This is a genomic window from Enterococcus sp. NBRC 3427, assembly GCF_007996925.1.
In the GTDB taxonomy this organism is placed as follows: Bacteria; Bacillota; Bacilli; order Lactobacillales; family Enterococcaceae; genus Enterococcus_B; species Enterococcus_B lactis.
This window is the reverse complement of record NZ_BJLL01000131.1, coordinates 1-510: the sequence shown is the minus strand read 5'-3', so window position 1 is coordinate 510 and position 510 is coordinate 1. Positions and strand designations below refer to the sequence as shown.

The 510-nt window shown below is 27.5% G+C and carries 1 protein-coding gene and 1 pseudogene; both read left to right on the top strand.

The window, feature by feature from the left end; translation table 11 throughout:
- Positions 1 to 178, top strand: a pseudogene (locus ESP02_RS13235) (bacteriocin immunity protein); the annotation flags it as partial.
- A 103-nt stretch (positions 179 to 281) separates the two neighbouring features.
- Positions 282 to 428 carry an EntF family bacteriocin induction factor gene (locus ESP02_RS13230; RefSeq protein ID WP_002294600.1) on the top strand — a complete coding sequence of 49 codons (147 nt, stop codon included), beginning with the start codon at positions 282 to 284 and terminating at the stop codon, positions 426 to 428.
- The last annotated feature ends 82 nt before the right edge of the window (positions 429 to 510 follow it).

Here is a 510-nt window from a genome sequence, read left to right as displayed (position 1 = left end):
AGATCCCAGTCCTTTAATAAATAGATTGGTGAATTATCTATATTTTACTGCTTATACTAATAAAATAAGATTCACTGAATATCAAGAGGAATTAATAAGAAATTTGAGTGAAATTGGAAGAACTGCTGGAATAAATGGTTTATATCGAGCAGATTATGGAGATAAATCTCAATTTTAATGATACTTATAATATTAAATATGTCTCAAAATTTTTTGATTAGAAAAATAGGTATATTGAATCAGTGCCATAAAAGTATTTATAGTTTGTAGGGGGAATCGTAATGGAAGAAAAAAATAGACTAAATGCTAAACAATGTTCAGATCAAGAGCTTAAAAAAATTAAAGGAGGTGCTGGAACAAAACCTCAAGGAAAACCGGCATCAAATTTAGTGGAATGTGTTTTTTCATTATTTAAAAAGTGTAACTAAAATTTTTTTTATGATATCCTAAAATCAGGAGGGGATCTCTTGATTACTATCGATACAAAAGCTTATCTATTAAGAATGTTGA

Coding starts and splice junctions, on each gene's coding strand:
- ESP02_RS13230 (WP_002294600.1), top strand. CDS start 282: ATGGAAGAAAAAAATAGACTAAATGCTAAACAATGTTCAGATCAAGAG.